Raw genomic sequence first — 18,640 nt, 5'->3', positions numbered from 1 at the left:
TCGGCCGGGACGGCAGCCGGTCGGCGATCAGCCGAACTTCCCGCTGATGTAGTCTTCGACGCGCTGGCTCTGGGGGTTCTCGAAGATCTGGTCTGTGTCGCCGTACTCGACGAGCTTGCCGCCGGTGAGGAAGACCGCGGTCTGATCGGAGATGCGCGCGGCCTGCTGCATATTGTGGGTGACGATGACGACCGTGTACTCCTGAGAGAGCTCGTGGATGAGCTCTTCGATCTTCGCGGTCGCGATCGGGTCCAGCGCCGAGGCGGGCTCGTCCATCAGGAGGACTTCAGGGTCGGTCGCCAGCGCGCGGGCGATACAGAGCCGCTGTTGCTGGCCGCCGGAGAGCCCCAGGGCGTTGTCGTCGAGGCGGTCGTTGACCTCGTCCCACAGCGCCGCCTGGCGGAGCGAGCGTTCGACCAGTTGTTCTTCGGCCTCCTCGTCGCTCCGGCCGAACAGCCGCGCGAGGAGGCTCGTGTCGATGTCGCCGTGCTTTCGCGGGCCGTAGGAGATGTTGTCGCGGATCGACTTCGGGAAGGGGTTCGGCGACTGAAACACCATCCCGACGCGCTTGCGGAGTTCGACCAGATCCGTCCCCTCCTGGTAGATCTCCTGGCCGTCGAGTTGCACCGAGCCGTCGACCCGCGCCGACTTGATCCGGTCGTTCATTCGGTTGAGACACCGGAGGAACGTCGACTTCCCACAGCCCGAGGGGCCGATGAGCGCCGTGACGCTCCGTTCGGGAATCTCCATCGAGACGCCCTTGAGCGCGTGGTCATCGCCGTAGTGGACGTCGAGGTCCTCGACGGCGAGCTTCGTCGTGCCGTCGAAGCGGTAGTCGGTCCACTCCTCGCGGAGCCGCTCTTCCGATTCGCCGCTCGTCGTCTGTAGCGGCTGTGCCGCTTCCGCCTCGGTCTGGGACTGGGACTGCGTCTGGGTCTGCTGTGTGGTTTCACTCATAGCTCAGTTTCCTCCGGAAGTAGTACCGCGTCGCGATGCCGACCGCGTAGAACGACAGCACCACGGCGAGTAAGACGAGCGCCGTCGCCCACCGGAACTGGTCGGGGTTCCCGACGTTGCCGGAGGCGCCGACGCCGGCCGTGATGAGCGCGTACAGTTGGTACGGGAGGGCCGAGGTCGCCTGCAGGAGTTCGGGGTTCGAGACGAAGGGCGGCGCCGTCGTGAACGTGAAGCCGCCGATCACGTCGGCGGTCTGGCTCCCGGGGACGAACACGCCGCCGGCCATCGTCAGGAGGATCGGCGCGGTCTCGCCCGCGATGCGGCCGACGCCGAGGATGACGCCCGTGACGACGCCGGGCAGCGCCGCCGGGAGCACGACGCTCCGGATCGTCTGCCACTTCGTGACGCCGAGGGCGGCGCTGGCGTCGCGGTACTCGTCGGGGACCGCGAGCATCGCCTCGCGGCTCGTGATGACCACGAGCGGCAAGAGCATGAAACCGAGCGTCAGCATCCCGGCAAGCAGCGACTTGCCGTTGCCGAACCGCGGGATCAGGAACGCGAAGCCGAAGAGGCCGAAGACGATGCTCGGCGTGCTCCAGAGGCCGTTCGTCGCGACCTCGACGACCTGCGTGAAGCGGCCGCGCTCGGCGTACTCGGTGAGGAAGACCGCCGCGCCGACGCCGAGCGGGACGGCGAAGAGGACCGCGCCGACGACGAGCCAGAACGTCCCGACGATCGCGGGCAGCACGCCGTTGACGTCGTTGAGGAGGCCCACGCCGTTCATCACGAACGGCCACGAGACCGGCCACGAGATCGTGAGGCGGAGGCCGAACAGCGCGATCGTCGAGTCGGGGCCGACGCCGGCCCCGAACGCGAGCCCCCGGAACAGCCCGGGGAGGCCCTTGAACAGCGTGAACGCGACGAGCGCGAACAGCACGCTCACGATCGCGCCGGCGTTGAGGTAGATCAGGAGGTACGCCCCGACGCGGCGGCCGCGGGCCCCGAAGCCGCCGTAGGCCTTCGCCGCGGCCCAGCCGGTGAGCAGGGCGCAGAACACCGTCAGGACGGGCACCATAAACTCGGCCGTCAGCGAGGCCGTCTGTTCCCAGCCGAGGTCCCACACCGAGTCGGGGACGACGAGTCCGCCCAGGAACGCGAGCCCCGCGAGGACCGCCACCGCGCCCGCGGGCGCGGTCGAGCCGACGTCCTCGCGCGGGAGGACGGTGACCGCGAAGGCGACGGCGCCGGTCAGGACCGCGGCCGGGAGCCAGCCCGCGAGGCCGAGCCCGAGCGCCTGCGAGGCGACGACCCCGCCGACGACGAACCACAGCAGCGCGAACGCCACCGCCGCGACGGCGCCGGCGTCGGGGCGGGGGTTCGTCTCGACGAGGCCGAGCCGCGAGCCGACGCCGAAGGCGACGACGGCGCCGCCCTGGACGACGAGGAGGATCCCGAGGAGCGTCAGCGTGGGGACGCCGGCCAGCGTCCCCGTGAGCGCGATCAGCTCGAACATCGCCGCGAGGCCGAGCGCGAAGAGCACGGAGGCGACGCCGACAGAGAGGGCCGCGACGGCGTCGGTCGCGGTGGTGTCAGAGCGGACCAGCCGGCTCCGCGTCGCGCCCGCCATCAGACCTCACCTCCGAACTTCTGCCGCATCCGCCACTCGACGTACTGCGAGCCGATCGAGATGACGAGGACGGTAACGAAGAGGATGATCCCGGCGACGAACAGCGCGTCCATCTGGAAGCCGTCGGCCTCGCCGTAGTTCCGCGCGATGAGCGAGGTGAGCGTCTCCTGGCCGTAGAAGACGTTGTACAGCGGATCGGTGAGCCTCGGCACGCCGCGGAGCATCACCGTCGCGGCCATCGTCTCGCCGATCGCGCGGCCGACGCCGAGCAGCACCGCCGCGGAGACCCCCGAGAACGCGGCCGGGAGCGTGATCGAGGTCATCGTCTGCCAGTCGGTCGTCCCGACCGCGAGCGACCCGCTCTTCATCGACTCGGGGACGCTGTTGAGCGCGTCCTCCGCGACGGAGACGACCGTCGGCAGCGCCATCAGCCCGACGACGACGCCGACGAAGAGGTACGTCCCCTGGCCGAGGATGCGGAACTGATCGGAGGCCCACGGGCTGAGGACGGTGAAGCCGATGAAGCCGTAGACGATCGAGGGGATCCCGGCGAGGATCTCGACGCCGGGCTTGACGAGTTCGCGCACCGTCGCGGGCGCGATCTCCGAGAGGAACAGCGCCGCGGCGACCCCGAGCGGCGCGGCGACGGCAGTCGCGACGACCGTGACCATCACCGTCCCGTGGATCATCGGGACCATCGAGTAGCGGATCGGCGGCGAGACGGCGTCCCAATTGGGCTGGATGAACATCCGGAGCCCCGGCACGGAGACGCCGAACACCGTGGCGCGCTCGTAGAAGAGCACGGGAATCGACTCGACGGAGATGAACGCGATGATCAACACGAGGATGATGATCGTCGAGATCGTCGTCGAGAGCGTGAGCAGTTTCGCCGTGAGGCCCTGGTACCGGATCCAGCCGTAGCCGCCGGCTACGAGGAAGACCGCGAAGGGGACGACGGTGTAGTTCGACACGAGGAGGAAGCCGACGAAGGCCGAAAGGAGCGAAAGGGACATCACGCCGACGACGGCGAGCGCCTCGGGTTCGGTCTCGTCGACGAAGTCGCGGAAGCGCCTCGTGAGACGGCCGAGCCGCTCTGCGCCGGTCAGTTCGTCAGTCGCCTGCGCCATCGTTACTCCGTGTATGCATAGGATGAATGGAAACGGGACGAGCGTGGTGTGGTGCGGCGTCGCGAGTCGGTCGCGGCGGGGTTACACCTGGTCGGGGAGCTTCTCGAACTCGGACTCGATGTCGGCGGTCGGCAGCGGGATGTAGTTGTTCGCCTCGACGAACACCTGCTGGCCGAACTCGGTCAGGAACATATTCATAAACGCCGCCTCGCGCATGTCCGTCCCGCTCGGCGTCTCTTCGGTGATCTTCGTGTACTGGTGGAGGTCGCGGTTGAGCGGGTAGTCGGAGTCGAAGATCGTGTTCTCGGCGTCGCGGTCGGGCTCGTAGACCGTGCCCTCGAAGTTGATGGCGATCGGCGGCGCCTGGTCACTCGTGAACGCCAGGGCCATGTACGCGATGGCGCCCTCGTTCTGCTGGACGGCCTGGGCGACCTGCTGATTCTGGCCGAAGCGGGTGTCGACGCCCGGCATCGGCGCGTCGGCGCTACCGAGCATATTCAGTCGGAACGAGGTGTCCGTCCCGGAGCCCTCCGCGCGGCCGATGACGTAGATCTCCTGATCGGGGCCGCCGACCTCGCTCCAGTTGGTGATCTCGTTCTGGTAGATCCCGCGGACCTCCTCGCCCGTCAGTTGCTGGACGCCGTTGTTGTAGACGTCGCTGCTGACGACGACCGGCTGGCCGTCGCGGCCCAGCACGTGGTCGACGACCTCCTCTTGGGCCTTCTCCTCGCTCCAGCCGAGTTCGGCCGTGATCGGGCCCGAGGAGTTGCCGATGTCGACGAGGCCGTCGACGACGGACTGACAGCCGGTGCCCGAGTGGCTCAGGCCGATGCTCGTCGGAAACGGCGGCGTGGCCTGCTGACCGGTCGGCTCGAAGCCGTAGAGGCTCGCGAAGTAGTCGGCCAGGCGCATATCCGGTTCGCCGAGCGCCTCCCAGCCGGGGACGGTGTTGCCCTCTTCGGGGTTCGAGCCCCAGTACTCGCCGTCGCTCGGCGGCGCGTTGGAGTTCCAGTAGGAACTGCCCTTGTTGGCGATGGGATAGACCGTCGAAGAGCCCTCCGCGGTGAGCATCGCCGGGCCGCCGCTCGACCCCGAAGAGTCGGACTGCGACTGGGACTGCGTCGGCGTCGCGGTGCTCTCGCCGCCGCCCGAGGCCTCCGTCTCGGTCTCCGAGCCCGACTGCGACGAGCAGCCGGCCAGCCCGGCGGCCCCGGCGGCTCCGGTCGCAACGAGGAACTCCCGACGTGATACGTGGTCTCCGAAGCGCTTTGAGTCGCGCGTCATCACCTGTTCGGTCCCGTCACCCCACAAAAGCGGTTTATAATAGGGGTCTACGGTGCTCCCGTCCGATCGGGAGCGCTCGGATCGGAACGTACCCCAATGATCGGGACGGAGGACTACCGAGCACTATATACACCCAATAGCAGGACGGAAGCCCCCTCGCAGAGAGACCGAAGACACGATGACTCCGGAGCAAGCCGACGGCGCGGACGGCGTCGTCGGGCTGGCGACAGAACGCGCGGTAGCGGCGATCGTCGACGCGGACGCGACGCGCGACCCCGAGACCGTGCGGTCAGTGCTCGATCACGTCACCGACGACGGCGGCCGGGTGTCGCGCGACGGGATCGACGAGACCGTCTCGGACGTCGCAAAGCGACTGAGCACGGCCGAGACGCGGACTGAACTCGCGCGGAGCGCCTTCGAGGACGCGGCCGCGGCCGCCGACGGCGTCGACGACCTCGACGTCGTCAGCGCGCGGCTCGACCGCTACGAGGCGACGCTCGACGACATAGACTCGCGCGTGCGGGACCTCGGAGCCGACCTCCAGGCCGTCTCGAACCCCGACGACACCCCCGACGCGGTCTACGAGGCGGTGTGCGAGCTCCGCCGGATCGCCGGCGAGGCCGACGACGTCCAGCAGACCGCGGACGAACTCCAGTTCGACCTCGACGACTTCGAGGCGTGGCTCGACTCCCACGAGCGCCGGCGGCAGGCGTTCGAAGAGGACGTCGACGTCGTCGCCGACGCGCTGGAGGCGGCGCGGACGGCGGCGACGCCGCCGCTCGACGCGGAGTCGTGGGTCGACGCCGTCCTCCGCGTCGAGGTGACGCCGGTGCTGCTGGCGGACCTGCGCGCCGAACTCGACGATCTCCGCGCGATGGCCGAGCGCGCGGGCGTCGATGGGGGCTGGGCGGACGACCTCGAAGATCGACTGGCCGACCTCGACTCGCGGGTCGCGGCCGCGCGGGCCGCGCTCAACGACGCCGCCGAGCCGTCGTGGCGGGAGCGCTACGGCGCGCGGATCGCGGCGTTCAGAGAGACCGGCGCGGCCGCCGAGCCGCCCGTCGAGTGGGGCGAGGTACAGGCCGAACTCGACCGCGCGCGGGCCCTGGACGAGCCCTACGCGCCCGCCTGAGCGCGTCGGCGTCAGTCCGCCGCTTCGAGTTCGTCGAACAACGCCGCGACCCGTTCTTCGATCTCGTCGCGGATGCGTGCTACTTCCGCCGGGGATTCGCCGTCCGGATCGGACAGGTCCCAGTCCCGATTGTCGCCCGCCCAGCCGGCGGGACAGACGTCGTCGGCGGAACAGCCCATCGTGATCACGTAGTCGCTCGCCCGGAGTTCCTCGACGGTCACCTCGCGGGGCGTCCGGTCGCCGATGTCGACGCCGACGGCGGCCATCGCGTCGACGACTTCGGGATGGACACGGTCTGCCGGACGCGTCCCGCCGGTGACGAGATCGACCGCGGAGTCGAGCCCGCGGGCCGCCCGCTCCCGCTCGGCAAACGCGTACGCCATCTGTGACCGGCCCGCGTTCTGCACGCAGACGAGGGCGATGCGGATCGGGTCGTCGCCGGAGTCGGTTTCGGAATCGGAATCAGCCTCAGTCCGAGACATTAGTGGTGGGAGTCGGCGCGGCGGTGAACAGGCGGTCCTTCGTGGCGAGCGCGACGCGGACGAGCGCGAGCATCACCGGCACCTCGATCAGCGGGCCGACGACGGTCGCGAGCGCGACGTTGCTCCCGATGCCGAAGACCGCGACGGCGACGGCGATCGCGAGCTCGAAGTTGTTGGACGCCGCGGTGAACGCGACGCTCACGCTCTCGGTGTAGTCGAAGCCCGCCAGCGCGCTCGCGCCGTAGGCGAGCGCCCAGAGGCCGACGAAGAAGATGAAGAGCGGAACCGCGATGAGCAGGATCTGCTCGGGGTTGGCGACGATGTACTCGCCCTTCAGCGCGAACATCACCACCACCGTGAACAGGAGTCCGAGCAGGCCGAGCGGACTGATCCGCGGGACGAACCGCCGGTAGTACGTCTCCCGGCCGACCGTCCGGAACGCGACCCGCTGAGTGAGGTAGCCGAGGACCAGCGGCAGGCCGAGGAAGATCCCGACCATCTGGGCGACGAGCCCCATCGAGACCGAGATCGTCGTCCCGCGGAGAACGGTGAGAAAGAGAAAGGCGTAGGGGACGAAAAGCGCGATCTGGAGGAGGCTGTTGACGCCGACACAGACCGCACACAGCTCCTGATTGCCCGCCGCGAGTTCGTTCCAGACGAGCACCATCGCAATGCAGGGCGCGATCCCGACGATGATGAGCCCGGTGACGAACTCGGGGTGGCCGCCGAGGAAGGCCGTCGCCAGCCCGTACATCAGGAACGGCGCGACGAGCCAGTTGAACGCGAGCGTCAGCCCGATCTCCCGGCGCGTGGTCCGGGTGACCCGCGGGATGCGGTCGTAGTCGATCTCGGCCATAATCGGGAAGATCATCACGAAGAGCCCCACGGCGATCGGGAGGCTCGTACCGTGCCAGGTGACCGCGTTGAGCGCGTCGGCGACGCTCGGGACGAAGCGGCCGAGCAGGACGCCGACGGCCATCGCGAGGCCGATCCAGAGGGTGAGATACCGGTCGAGGACCCCGAGGCTGTCGCTCATTCCGTCGTCACCTCCGCTTCGGCGGTCTCGAACAGCGCCGTCGCGAGCGGCGTCGCCGCGTAGTACCGCCAGTTCCCCTCCTTGCGGCGCGTGAGGAGCCCCGCCTCGACGAGGTCCGAGAGGGCGTGGCTGACCGCGCTCTCGCTCACGTCGACGAGCGGTTCGAGCTCGCAGACGCAGAGTTCCTCGTCCGCGAGGGCGAGCGCCCGCGTGAGTCGGTACCGCGTCTCGTTCCCGAGGGCGGCGAACGCCGGGCGGACCGCGTCGTCACCGAAGGCGTCGTCCGCGAGCGTCCCCAGTTCGTCGAGCCGCCGCTCCACGTCGGCCTCGCAGCACTCCGCCAACTGATCTGTGAGGAGCCGCCGGATCCGATCGGATGTGGTCGCCATCGACTCTACTTGAGTTACGGTTCAGATAGTTGTTCCGGTCTGAATTCGTGTTCAGATAGAATCCGGAAGGCCGTCCGCGTCAGTCCGTGGTCTCCGGGCCCGCATTCGGGCGGAACGACGGCGACCGGTCCCGCGACGCGTCCGCGCTCGCGTCGGCGCGCCGCATCAGTTCCGCCTGGACGTTCCGCGGGTCCGCGTCGGGATCGGGGCGCCGCTGGACGTAGCTCCCGTCGGGCCGCATCAGCCACGCCTTCCGGTCGTCCGCGAGGTAGCGTTCGAGGAGCGACTCCAGTTCCGCCTCGATCTCCGGGTCCTCGATCGGCGTGACGGCCTCGACGCGCCGGTCGAGGTTGCGCGTCATCCAGTCGGCCGAGCCGATGAAGTACTGGGGGTCGCCGCCGTCAGTCGCGTCGGCGTCCGCGGACGTCCCTCCACCGAAGTAGAAGATGCGCGAGTGTTCGAGGAACCGCCCGACGACGCTCCGGACGGTCACGGTGTCTGTGACGCCCGCGACGCCGGGCCGGAGCCGACAGATGTCGCGGACGATCAGGTCGATGTCGACGCCGGCCCGCGCCGCGCGGTAGAGCTCGGCGACGATGTCCGGGTCTTCGAGCGCGTTCATCTTGGCGACGATCCGGCCGCCGTCGCCGTTCCTGGCGTGCTCGGCCTCGGCCCGGATCCGCTCGACGAGCCCCTGCCGGAGCGTCCCGGGCGCGACGAGCAGCTTGCGGTACTCCTCGTGGAACGAGTGGCCGGTGAAGAAGTTGAACAGCCGGGTGAGGTCGTGGCCGACGTCGGCGTCGTGGGTCATCAGGCCGAGGTCGACGTAGCCCTTGGCCGTCTCGGCGTGGTAGTTCCCGGTGCCGATGTGGGAGTACAGCTGGACGCCGTCGTCCTCGCGGCGGACGACGAGCGCGGTCTTGCTGTGGGTCTTCAGGCCGATCGTCCCGTAGGCGACGTGGATGCCCTCCTCTTCGAGGCGCTCGACCCACCGGAGGTTGTTCTCCTCGTCGAAGCGCGCCTTCAGCTCGACCATCACGGCGACCTGCTTGCCGTTCCGGGCCGCCTCGATGAGGCTCTCGATCACCTTCGAGTCGCGCGAGGTCCGGTAGATCGCGGCCTTGATCGCCAGCACGTCGTCGTCGCGGGCGGCCTCGCTGAGGAACGCCTGGACGGTCTTCTCGAAGGAGTGATATGGGTGGTGGACGAGCACGTCGTCGTCGCGGATGACGTCGAAGACGTCGCGGTCGGTCTCGTCGTCGTCGACGCCGACAAATCTGGGATGGGGTTGTGGCGTCCACGGCGAGACCGAATGCTCCGGCCTGTCGAGATCGGTCAGCCGCGAGACGTGCCGGAGGTTCAGCGGCGGCTCGCGCTCGAAGACCTCGCGCTCGTCGAGGTCGAGCTGCGCCATCAGGAGCGACCGCACCTCGTCGGGCATATCCGCGGAGACCTCCAGCCGGACGACCGTCGCGAAGCGGCGGTCCCGGAGGACGCCCTCGATCATCTCGATCAGCCCCTCGGCGACCTCCTCGTTCCGCCGGACCTCCGCGTTCCGCGTGACCCGGAAGGTCGACCAGTCGAGCACCTCGACGTTCGGGAACAGGAGGTCGAGGTTGGCCGCGATGACCTCCTCCAGAAAGACGAACCGATCGGTCCCGTCGTCGTCCGCGGCTCCGCCCGCATCGGCGTCGAGCGTGGCGGCCTCCGAATCCGAATCCAAATCCGAATCGGCGAGGATGCGGTCGACCTCGAGGAGCCGGGGTTGGTTCTCGGGGATCTTCACCCGGGAGAACTTCGGCTCTTCGCCCTGCCGCCGGGTCCGGACCGCGAGCGACAGCGAGAGGTTCGAGATGAACGGAAACGGGTGGGCCGGATCGAACGTCAGCGGCGTCAGCGTCGGGAGGATCTCCGCCTTGAAGTGCGCTCGCAGGGCGTCCCGGACCGCGGTCGGGAGGTCGTCGTGACGGACGATCTCGATCCCGATCTCCGGCAGCGACTCCCTGACGACCTCGCGGTAGCACGCGTCCTGCCGCTCGAACAGCTCCCGGAGCGTCTCGAGCGCGAGCCGCCACTGCTCTTCGGGCGTCCGCCCGTCCGGGGTGAGGTCCGAGACCTCGCCCGCCATCTGCTGTTTCAGCCCGCCGACCCGCTTCATACAGAACTCGTCGACGTTCTTGGTGAACAGGCCGAGAAAGCGCGTCCGCTCCAAGAGCGGATTCCGCGGGTCCATCGCCTCGTGGAGCACCCGCTTCTGGAAGGAGAGCGCCGAGAGCTCGCGGTTCAGGTACCACCTTGGCTCCGAGAAGTCCGCCTCGTCGGGGTCGACCGCCTCGATCGGCTCGACCGGGTCGGCGGAGCGCGGGCCGTGGACGACGCTGGCCGGCCCCCCGTCCGCGGGATCGCAGACCGTTCCGACGCCGGAGCCGACGGGATCCGTCCCGCCTGCCGCCTCCGGCGTCTCGGCGTCCGGCTCTGGTTCCGACTCCGAGTCCGTCTCCGCCTCCGTCGCTGTGTCGGACTCCGCTACCGCGTCGCCGGCACTCGACGCCGACGCGTCGGCTTCCGCCGATCCGCCGTCGGCCGCCGGCTCCGGGCCGGGCTCGCTGTGGTCGGTCATCGGGGCCTAGGCGTCCAGCTGCTCCGGTTCGAGGATTTTCTCGTCGGCGCGGGCCTCGTAGGTCCGGGCGGCGGGAACGCGCACGAAGGCGTCGGCGGACCAGTCGTAGGCGGTGAGCGAGCCGCCGTAGACGCAGCCGGTGTCGAGGCCGATCGCCCACTCCGTGCGGACCGGCTCGTCGAGCACCGTGTGGCCGAAGAACGTCCGCGGTGGCCCCCGGTACTGCTCGAACCAGAACGGGCCGTCGTAGCCGTTCTCGGCCGGGATCGAGCGGCAGTTCAGGAGCGACTCGATGTCCTGGCTCGCGAGCGGCCGGGTCGGGTCGATCCCGCCGTGGACGACGAACGCGTCGTCCCACGAGATCGCGACCGGCAGCGACTCCAGATACCGTCGGTCCGCATCGTCGAGGCCGTCGAGGGTCTTCCGCCCGTGGATGAGCTTGTCCTCGTTGTTCCCGCGGACCGACCGGAAGTTCTCGCGCTCGCGGACGAACTCCAGGACGGCCTTGCTGTCGGGGCCCTTCCGGACGAGGTCGCCGACGAAGACGACCAGGTCGTCGGGGCCGGGATCGAGCGCGGCCGTCAGCCGTCGGAGCTCGTCGATACAGCCGTGGACGTCGCCGACGACGTATATGTCGTCCCACGCCGAGGCGTCGAGGCGCTCGTGGCGCTCGGCGACGGCCGGGTGGAGGTCGCCGTCGGAGACCGTCGCCCCCGCGTCGGGACGGGGTGCGAGGGGCCGGTCGTCGGTCGGCGTCGCGGTGTGGTCCATACCGGACGGATCGACCAGTCCGGCGTAAACGGTTGCTATGACCACTCCGTCCGCGTCCGGACGGCTATATCGACCTACATAGCGATGGGGATACCGCGGGCGACGCGCCGCTCGCAAAAGAGCGACCGACCCCGGCGATCACTCGTCGCCGCCGTCGGTGAGGATGCGGACGTCCTCCGCTTCGTCCATCTCGGCGAAGCCGGGGTCAGCCTCGTCGGTCTCGGTCGCGTGGTCGTCGAGCAGTGCTTCGAGCCGCTCGTGGGTCGGTTCGCGCGGGTGGTCTCCGTAGTGGCACATCGCGGGATCCGGCCGTTCGAAAGGACTGCGAACAGTTAACGTTTGATACGGTGTGCCAAACAAGACGGCAGGTCAGCCGAGCGAGAGCGCGACCGCGACGACGTCGGGCGAAAACCCACAAGACCTAATCGGACGCGTGCGAACGCGTACGTATGGGAAGCCGTAGCCGACGGGGCAAGCGGCCGTGGCTGGCCGCGCTGCTCGGGACGCTCGCCACGGGGCTCGGCCACTTCTATCTCCGGCGGTGGCGACGCGGGCTCGGGTGGTTCCTCGCCGCCGTCGTGACCTCCCTCGTGTTCGTCCCGGCGGACGCCGCGCAGGCGCTCCTGACCGGCGGGGGCGACCCCTCGGCGCTGTTCCCGATGTTCGTCGTCGGCGTCGCGAGCGTCGCGGACGCGTACGTCCTCGCGCGGGCGAGCCAGCGCGAGGCACGGTCGCGGACCGGCGAGCCGACGCCCGACGACGCGGCGGACGCCGAATCCGGGGACGCCCGATCCGCGGCGACGCCGTCGGGGGTGCCCGGCGTCGGCGGGACCGTCGGCGAGGAGCCGACCGACGGCGGCACCTGTCCGAACTGCGGGAAGGAACTGGACCCCGACCTCGACTTCTGTCCGTGGTGTACGACGCGGCTCGATTGATCGCTACTCCTCGATCTCGTACCCACTGAATTCGTCGACCGGCATCACCGAGTAGTCTACGCTGAGGGTGTCCTTCGTGGCGCGGATCTTCCCGACGAACGTCGAGATGTCTTCGAGGCCGCCTTCGAGGACGAACAGTTCCATACACCGGTGCTCGCCGACGTGGCTGTGGAAGTTCGAGGCGACGAGGCCCTCGTACTCGTGGCGGAGGTTCATCATCCGCTCTTCGACGTTCGTGGTCTCGTAATCGAAGACGACCGTGACGACGGCCATCAGCTCCCGGTCTTCGAGCCGCTTGTCCTCGAACTCGCCCAGCAGATTCCGGGACGCCTCCCGGACGACCTCGCTGCGGCCGGTGTAGCCGTGTTCCTCGGCGAAGGCGTCGATTCGCTCGACCAGGGCTTCGGGCATCGAGACGCTGACGACGGTCATATATTAACATCTGCCCGACAATATGTTAAATCTTGATAACGCGGCGCGCGGCCGCGACGGGACTCACTCGGGGTCGATCTCGACGGCGAGGAGCCGGAACGCGACGTACGGGACGAGGAATCCGAAGCTGTACCCGAGGAAGTGAACGAAGAGGTTGAGGATCGTCCCGTCGGCGGGCGAGACGTGCGGGAAGGCGATCACGAGCATCAACACGAAGAGCAGCGCGCCGAACGCCACCGACGGCGGGAAAAGCTCCGAGAGCGACGCGTCTCCCCGGCGCAGGCGGGCGGCGATCGGGTGCGCGAAGACGACGATCGAGAGGATGCTCCCGATCCCGGCGGCGAGAAGCGGCGTGTGGGCGGCCAGCGGCACGGAATCGAGCATCGACAGCCCCATCCGGACGGCGACGATCACGGTGCCGAGGAAAAAGGCGAGCGGCAGGACCGAGTCCGCGACCGGCGTCGACTCGGGGCCGTCGCGTCCGAGTCGATCGGCCAGGACGTGCGGCAGATAGCCCACGAAGGCGAGATTGACGCCCGAGAAGCCGAACCCGAGCCGGGGGCGGGGAAAGAGGACGTTCAGCCCCGAGAAGACGAGGGGAAAGACGGTGAGGAACGTGAACGCGACGAGGTAGAATCGGCGGCGTCGGCCGCTCTTGACGCTCACGAGGAGGGCGAAGGGGACGACCGCGAGGAACACGAGCAGATTCGCGAGGAGGTGGGTGCGTTCGAGGTGGACGAAGTGTGAGGTGTAGGCGGTGAGCGCCGTCGGCTGGAGGTACGAGAGGCCGAGCGACACCCGGAGGGGCTTCGGGAGGGAGAAGACGCCGACGAGGATGGCCGGGATCGCGGCGAGAAACGCGACGTCCGCCGGACCGAGCGAGGGCCCCGACTGCGACCGGACCACGGCCGCGTCGCTGTCGTCTGCGTCCACGGACTCGTCTGCGGATCGCGTGTTCGACCGGGGGCGGTCCCGGTTTCGCCTGTGGCCTGGGTAGTCCATCGATATCACGTCCGAGACGGAGGGCGGCGTCGCTTCCGCCCCCGTCGGGTACTCAGAGAGCCGTTATGCCTCGGATCGTATGTAGACACCGGCCAAATTCTCAGAGTTGGAACTGGGAGGGCGTCGCTGTCGTCGCCCACGCGGGACGCGCGGACCGTCGCCTCAGCCGTACGTCGACCGGAGCGTCTCCGCCAGTACCCCGTCGCGGCGGAAGACGACGTAGACGACGATGAAGGGCTCGGCGACGGGACGCAGGACGAAGACCGCGCGGGCCTGATCGCGCTCCGGCGGGACCGACTCGGCGCGGTCGGCCCGTCGAACGAGCGGGTCCAGCGGCGTCACGCCCGTGCGGAACTCCTCGAAGAGGTCGCGGGCGCCAGATTGCTTGGCGAAGACGTACAGCGCGCCGTTGGGGTCGCCGTCGGTGTTCTTCGTCACCCGGCCGTGCATCGGCGCGTTGTCGCCCTCGGCGACCATCCAGGTCCGCTTGGCCGCCTCGAAGAGGCCGGTGACGTCGTCGTAGAACTCGAAGGCAGTCTCGGCGACGACGGATACGGCGTCGAATCGCGGGTCGCCGTCGACCCACTCGATCGTCGCGTCGACGAGGACGCCCGCGCGGAGGGCCTCGACGGTCGCCGCCAAGTCGCCCTCGTAGTCGAACCGCTCGGTGTCGAGGTAGACGGGCGCCAGCGCGTCGGCCGAGTCGGCAGAGTCGGCCGAGTCAGTCGGCTCGGCGCTACCGCCCGCGTCGGCGACGGGCTCTGTGGGGACGCGGTCGGCGTCGATCGCCTCAACGGAGAGCAGGAGGAGCTCGGCGGGGTCGTGCGGGCGGCCGAGCACGCGGTAGCGGCCGTCGGTCGTGGGATGCATCCCCGACCATCACCTCGAAATCCCGCCGGCGTCGCGGTCGATCACGGCCTCTACCTCTGCCGGCGTGACGACGGCCAGGTCGCCGTCGATCGTGCGCTTCAGCGACGCCGTCGCGGCGGCGTACGCGAGCGCGTCGGGGATCGAGCCGCCGTCGGTCCGCCTCGCGAGGTAGCCGCCGACGAACGCGTCGCCGGTGCCGATCGCGTCGAAGGTGTCGGCGTCGTAGACGGGCTGTTCGTAGGCCTCGCCGTCGGCGACGGCGACCGAGCCGTTCTCGCCGCGGGTGAGCACCACGGTCTCGAAGTCGTAGTCGCGGAGCAGGCCGTTGGCGACCTCGATCGGGTCGCCCTCGCGACCGAGGCAGGTCTCGACGTCGCGCTCGGCGGCGAACAGCACGTCGACGTGCGGGAAGAGCGCCTCGTACCCCTCGCCGGCCTCGTCGGGCGACCACAGCTTCGAGCGGTAGTTCAGGTCGAAGGCCGTCCTGGCGCCGGCCTCCCGGGCGCCCCGGAGGAGCGCGGCGGTCGTGTCCGAGAGCGTCGGCGACAGCGCCGGGGTGATCCCGCTCGTGTAGAAGACGTCGGCGTCCCGGAGGACCTCCGTCGGGAGTTCGTCGGGCGTCGCGGTCGTGACCGACGCGTCCGCCCGGTCGTAGATGACGTCGGTGCCGCGGGGGTCGCCCCCGTGTTCGAGGTAGTACGTGCCGAGTCGGGCGTCCGCGCTGTCGTCCCAGGCGACCGCCGGATCGACGCCGTGGCTGCGCAGTTCCGCGGTGATCCGTCGGCCGAGCGGCGAGTCGGGGAGCTTCGAGAGCCAGGTCGTCTCCGCGCCGAGTCGGGCGGTCGCGACCGCGACGTTGCTCTCGGCGCCGCCCTGCTGGGCGTCGAGGGCGCGCGTTCGTTCGAGACGTTCGCCCCGCGGGGGCGAGAGCCTGAGCATCGTCTCGCCGAACGTCACGATGGCAGACATACCCCCTCGTTCGGTCAGGGGGTACATAAGAGCGATTGTCGGTCGCGGACCGACCGATCCCCGAGCCTCACTCGCGGCGGCGCCCGCCGTGGCCGGGATAGTCCCGCTCGAAGCGATCGCCGATCTCCTCGGCGTCGATCGAGACGACGACCGGGCGGCCGTGCGGGCAGGCGTAGGGGTTCTCGCAGTCGTCGAGCGCCTCCAGGAGGCCGACGACAGACCCCTCCGTGAGCGAGGTGTTCCCGGTCACCGAGGGGTAGCACGCGAGGTCCGCGAGGAGGTCGTCGACCACGGCGTCGACCGTCCGAGCGCCGCCCGAGTCGCCCTCGGCGACGAACGCGGTCAGGGCGTCGCGCAGGCGCTCGGGATCGAGCGCTTCGGCGAACACCGCGGGCACGGACGCGACCTCGACCGTCCGGTCGCCGGTGCGCTCCGCGCGGAAGCCCAGTTCGGCGAGCGCCTCGCGGTACTCCGCGAAGAGCGCGGCCTCCCGGGCGGTGAGTTCGAGCGCGACCGGCTCGGCGAGCGCCTGGGTCGCGACGTCGCCGTCGAGTTCGGTCTGCAACCGCTCGTAGTTCACGCGCTCGTCGGCCGCGTGCTGGTCGACGAGCACCATTCCGGAGTCGGTCTCGGCGACGACGTAGGTGTCGTGGAGCTGGCCGAGAATCCGCATCGACGGCAGCGAGTCGAACTCCGGTTCCAGCGTCGCTCTCTCGCCGGAGAGGTCGCGCTGGGTCGTCGGCCCGACGATGCCGGTCGGCCGATCGGGCCGGGACGACCGGCCGGGTCGCGACCCCGACTCGGTGGCGTCGTGGTCGGCGGCAGTGGAGTCGGTGTCGAAGTCCGATTCCGCGCCGGAGTCAGAATCCAAGCCGGGAGCGACGTCCGACGAGCCGCGGCGGTTCGCGTCGGACTTCGAGGTGTTCGACGCGGAAGCGCCGTCGAGGCTCCCGTCCGCGCGGCCGCTCCCGCCACCGGTGACGCTCCAGGCGTCCTCGTCCGACGGGTCGACCGCGCGCGCCCGGTCGCTGTCGGTTGGATCGTCGGCGTCGGAATCGGCGGCGACCGTGCCGGAGTCGTCCTCGTCGAGGTCGCCACCGTCGAGATCTCCCCCATCAAGGTCGCCACCGTCGAAGTCGTCGAGGCCGGAGGCGGTCGCTCCGGCGTCCGCCCCGTCGGCGGCGCGTCCGAGCGCTGTCGGGTCGTTCGCCCCGTCGCGGGCGTCCGCGCCGCCGGTTCGGGCGCCGGTCCCTTCCGATCGACGGGAGGTGCTCTCTGATTCCCCCTCGCGCGGCTGCGGGCTGTGGCCGGCGCCGCCGCGGACCTCGTCCTCGGGCGACTCGGGCGCGATCTCCGCCTCGTCGGGGGCCGAGCGCCCCCGGGGCGCGGTCGATCGGATCAGTCCCTCCTCCAAGAGCGCCGAGCGGACCGCCTCGGTGACGGCCTCGCGGACGCCCGGCTCGTCGTCGAAGCGGACCTCCATCTTCCGGGGGTGGACGTTGACGTCGACCGCGTCGGCGGGGACCTCGACGAACAGAACCGCGAAGGGGTAGCGGTCGGTCGCGAGCTGGCCGCCGTAGGCGTCGAGGACGGCCTCCCGGAGGGCGCCGGCGGTGACGTACCGGTCGTTGACGAACGTCGAGAGGTACTCGCGGGTGCTGCGAGTCGTCTCCGGGTGGCTCACCAGCCCCTCGATCCGGCCGATCGGGCCCGCGTCGGGTTCGTGGTCGACGGCGATCATCGACTCGGCGACCTCGCGGCCGTACACGGAGAGGACCGCCGAGCGGAGACTGCCGCGGCCCTCCGTCGCGAACACCTCGCGGTCGTCGTGCTCCAGGGAGATGGCGACGTCGGGGTTCGCCAGCGCGTAGTGGGTGACGACGGTGTTGACGTGGTCGAACTCCGTCGCGGTCGTCTTCAGGAACTTCCGGCGGGCGGGCGTGTTGTAGAAGAGGTCCTCGACCGCGACGACCGTGCCCTCGGGACAGCCCGCAGGCTCGACGGCGGTCACCTCGCCGCCCTCGACGCGGAGCTCCGTGCCCGTGTCGCCGCCGCGGGGCTTCGTCCGGATGGTGAGCCGCGAGACCGCGCCGATCGTGTGGAGCGCCTCGCCGCGGAAGCCGAGGGTGCCGACGCCCGCTTCGAGGTCGTCGATGTCCGCGATCTTGCTCGTGGTGTGTTCTTCGACCGCGCGCTGGACCGCCTCGCGGTCCATCCCGACGCCGTCGTCGCGGACGCGGACGCCCTCGGTGCCGCCGGTGTCGACCGCGACCGAGATCCGGGAGGCGTCGGCGTCGAGGCTGTTTTCGAGGAGCTCCTTCACGACGGAGGCGGGGCGCTCGACGACCTCGCCCGCGGCGATCTGCCTGACCGTCCGGTCGTCGAGTTCGTGGATCGTCGGGCTCGGGGGCTCGTCGCCGCTGGCCGCACGTTCGTCCGCGTCGGTCCCGCTACGTTCGGCGTTCGCGTCGGATCCCTCACCCATCGTGGACCTCCAGCGCGGCCGCGACGGCCTCGCTCTGGACGTTGCTCAGCCGGTCTGCGGCCGCCTCCGGCGGCAGCCAGGTGTGGTCCATATGCTCGTCGCTGAGCGAGACGGGATCGCTGCTCGCGACGTCGAGCGCCGCGGGGACGATGCACCGGTAGTAGACCGCGAACCGCCCCCGATCGACGTCGTTGCGCCACGACGCCGTGTGGACCGGCCGGCCGACGTGGACGTCCAGACCGGTCTCCTCGACGATCTCGCGGTGGACGCCGACGGGCGCGTCCTCGTAGGGGCCGAGCCGGCCGCCGGGCAGCTCCCAGCCGCCGTCGGTGCTCCGGCGGACAATCAGGATGCGGTCCCGAGCCGAAAAGAGGACGCCGCGCTGGCTGATCGTCGCCTCGAGGTGGTCGTCCTGCTCGTCGGCTTCGGCCTCCGCGTCGCGCTCCGCCGCTTCGGTCACGGGCGCTCACCCCGGTACACGCCGACCGTTCCGCGGCGCGGTCGCTCGTCCCCACACATATG

The 18,640-nt window shown here is 70.0% G+C and carries 18 protein-coding genes; 2 read left to right on the top strand and 16 right to left on the bottom strand.

The window, feature by feature from the left end; all coding sequences use genetic code 11:
• Positions 1-27: 27 nt before the first annotated feature.
• The 4 genes from pstB to OS889_RS03740 form a co-directional block, all read right to left on the bottom strand.
• Positions 28-957, bottom strand: a complete 930-nt coding sequence (pstB, locus tag OS889_RS03755; protein WP_372387426.1) for a phosphate ABC transporter ATP-binding protein PstB — start codon at positions 955-957, stop codon at positions 28-30.
• The gene (gene pstA / locus OS889_RS03750) at positions 950-2,584 is read right to left on the bottom strand and encodes a phosphate ABC transporter permease PstA (protein ID WP_372387424.1); all 1,635 of its coding nucleotides are present in this window, start codon (positions 2,582-2,584) and stop codon (positions 950-952) included. Before pstA ends, pstB begins: the two co-directional genes overlap by 8 nt.
• Entirely contained in the window at positions 2,584-3,711 is a 1,128-nt protein-coding gene (gene pstC, locus OS889_RS03745) for a phosphate ABC transporter permease subunit PstC (RefSeq protein WP_372387422.1), read from the bottom strand. Before pstC ends, pstA begins: the two co-directional genes overlap by 1 nt.
• An 81-nt stretch (positions 3,712-3,792) precedes the next feature.
• Positions 3,793-4,995, bottom strand: coding sequence for a substrate-binding domain-containing protein (locus OS889_RS03740; protein ID WP_372387420.1), 1,203 nt, complete (start codon positions 4,993-4,995; stop codon positions 3,793-3,795).
• 178 nt (positions 4,996-5,173) lie between these two features.
• Between OS889_RS03740 and OS889_RS03735 the strand changes: the two genes are divergently transcribed.
• Positions 5,174-6,127 carry a halo transducer protein gene (locus tag OS889_RS03735; RefSeq protein WP_372387418.1) on the top strand — a complete coding sequence of 318 codons (954 nt, stop codon included), beginning with the start codon at positions 5,174-5,176 and terminating at the stop codon, positions 6,125-6,127.
• 11 nt (positions 6,128-6,138) lie between these two features.
• On the opposite strand, the gene OS889_RS03730 is transcribed toward OS889_RS03735, so the two are convergent.
• The 6 genes from OS889_RS03730 to OS889_RS03705 form a co-directional block, all read right to left on the bottom strand.
• A complete protein-coding gene (locus tag OS889_RS03730) occupies positions 6,139-6,609 on the bottom strand; it encodes an arsenate-mycothiol transferase ArsC (protein ID WP_372387416.1) in 471 nt (156 codons plus the stop codon).
• Positions 6,596-7,645 (bottom strand): ACR3 family arsenite efflux transporter, encoded by a 1,050-nt coding sequence (gene arsB, locus OS889_RS03725; protein WP_372387414.1) that lies wholly within the window; start codon positions 7,643-7,645, stop codon positions 6,596-6,598. The genes OS889_RS03730 and arsB overlap by 14 nt, the downstream gene beginning before the upstream one ends.
• Positions 7,642-8,034 carry an ArsR/SmtB family transcription factor gene (locus tag OS889_RS03720; RefSeq protein ID WP_372387412.1) on the bottom strand — a complete coding sequence of 131 codons (393 nt, stop codon included), beginning with the start codon at positions 8,032-8,034 and terminating at the stop codon, positions 7,642-7,644. Before OS889_RS03720 ends, arsB begins: the two co-directional genes overlap by 4 nt.
• Before the next feature lie 79 nt (positions 8,035-8,113).
• Positions 8,114-10,654: a polyphosphate kinase 1 gene (gene ppk1 / locus OS889_RS03715; protein WP_372387410.1), complete on the bottom strand. Its 2,541-nt coding sequence runs from the start codon at positions 10,652-10,654 to the stop codon at positions 8,114-8,116.
• A gap of 6 nt (positions 10,655-10,660) precedes the next feature.
• Entirely contained in the window at positions 10,661-11,425 is a 765-nt protein-coding gene (locus OS889_RS03710) for a metallophosphoesterase family protein (protein WP_372387408.1), read from the bottom strand.
• Between the two features lie 138 nt (positions 11,426-11,563).
• A complete protein-coding gene (locus OS889_RS03705) occupies positions 11,564-11,722 on the bottom strand; it encodes a hypothetical protein (RefSeq protein ID WP_372387406.1) in 159 nt (52 codons plus the stop codon).
• A gap of 152 nt (positions 11,723-11,874) precedes the next feature.
• Between OS889_RS03705 and OS889_RS03700 the strand changes: the two genes are divergently transcribed.
• Positions 11,875-12,360, top strand: coding sequence for a DUF7575 domain-containing protein (locus tag OS889_RS03700; protein ID WP_372387404.1), 486 nt, complete (start codon positions 11,875-11,877; stop codon positions 12,358-12,360).
• Positions 12,361-12,363: 3 nt separating this feature from the next.
• Here OS889_RS03700 and OS889_RS03695 read toward each other — a convergent pair whose 3' ends face one another.
• From OS889_RS03695 to OS889_RS03670, 6 genes are all read right to left on the bottom strand, one after another.
• Complete coding sequence (locus OS889_RS03695) at positions 12,364-12,792, bottom strand: CopG family ribbon-helix-helix protein (protein ID WP_372387402.1); 429 nt, start codon at positions 12,790-12,792, stop codon at positions 12,364-12,366.
• 63 nt (positions 12,793-12,855) lie between these two features.
• Positions 12,856-13,794, bottom strand: a complete 939-nt coding sequence (locus OS889_RS03690) for a rhomboid family intramembrane serine protease (RefSeq protein WP_372387400.1) — start codon at positions 13,792-13,794, stop codon at positions 12,856-12,858.
• A 162-nt stretch (positions 13,795-13,956) separates the two neighbouring features.
• Complete coding sequence (locus OS889_RS03685) at positions 13,957-14,664, bottom strand: DUF6663 family protein (protein WP_372387398.1); 708 nt, start codon at positions 14,662-14,664, stop codon at positions 13,957-13,959.
• A 9-nt stretch (positions 14,665-14,673) separates the two neighbouring features.
• Positions 14,674-15,633 carry a bifunctional 2-dehydro-3-deoxygluconokinase/2-dehydro-3-deoxygalactonokinase gene (gene kdgK1 / locus OS889_RS03680; RefSeq protein ID WP_372387396.1) on the bottom strand — a complete coding sequence of 320 codons (960 nt, stop codon included), beginning with the start codon at positions 15,631-15,633 and terminating at the stop codon, positions 14,674-14,676.
• A 67-nt stretch (positions 15,634-15,700) separates the two neighbouring features.
• A complete protein-coding gene (gene mutL, locus OS889_RS03675) occupies positions 15,701-18,118 on the bottom strand; it encodes a DNA mismatch repair endonuclease MutL (RefSeq protein WP_372387394.1) in 2,418 nt (805 codons plus the stop codon).
• A complete protein-coding gene (locus OS889_RS03670; protein WP_372387392.1) occupies positions 18,111-18,578 on the bottom strand; it encodes an NUDIX hydrolase in 468 nt (155 codons plus the stop codon). The genes mutL and OS889_RS03670 overlap by 8 nt, the downstream gene beginning before the upstream one ends.
• Between the last annotated feature and the right edge of the window lie 62 nt (positions 18,579-18,640).

Origin of the sequence: Halobellus sp. MBLA0158, assembly GCF_041477585.1 — an archaeon.
GTDB lineage: Archaea > Halobacteriota > Halobacteria > Halobacteriales > Haloferacaceae > Haloquadratum > Haloquadratum rubicundus.
Note: the sequence above shows the minus strand (reverse complement) of the source record. Positions and strands in the feature narration are given on the sequence as shown.